The sequence below is a fragment of the Mycobacterium simiae genome (assembly GCF_008370645.1).
In the GTDB taxonomy this organism is placed as follows: domain Bacteria; phylum Actinomycetota; class Actinomycetes; order Mycobacteriales; family Mycobacteriaceae; genus Mycobacterium; species Mycobacterium simiae_A.
Map to the genome: position 1 here is coordinate 1 of NZ_VTZN01000520.1, position 478 is coordinate 478.

1 protein-coding gene is annotated in these 478 nt (G+C 65.9%); it reads right to left on the reverse strand.

Annotated features, from left to right (window positions below):
- Window positions 1-26: 26 nt before the first annotated feature.
- On the reverse strand, window positions 27-478 hold a 452-nt coding region (locus F0Q45_RS26700; RefSeq protein ID WP_306439480.1), incomplete at its 5' end, for a uracil-DNA glycosylase family protein.

A 478-nucleotide genomic window follows, 5' to 3' on the forward strand; every position in this document is an offset into this window, starting at 1 on the left:
AGAACCGTTCGCACAGCACCCACTTTCTAGCCGATACCCGCAAGCTTCTTTGCGTCCCGGACAATGTCGTCGAGCATTGCCGGAGTCAACCTACCCGTGAACATGTTCTGCTGGCTCGGGTGATAGCAGCCGAGCAATCGCACGCCGGACGGTAGCTGGGCGACGACACCGTGTCCAAATCGCGGCTTGCGGATGCCGACTGTCCGGTCCAGGTCCAGCCGCAGCGCGACCTGCCAGGCGAACCCGCCCAGGGCAACGATCACCCGGACGTCATCGCGAACCAGGCGCCATTCGGCCTCCAGCCACGGCGAGCAGGTGAGGCGCTCGGCTGGGGTGGGCGCATTGGCCGGCGGCGCGCACCGCACCGGCGCAACAATGCGAATCTGATTGGCCCGCAACCCGTCAGCGGCGTCGACACTGGTCGGCTGATTCACCAATCCGGCGCGATACAGCGCCGCATACAGCTGGTCTCCGGACC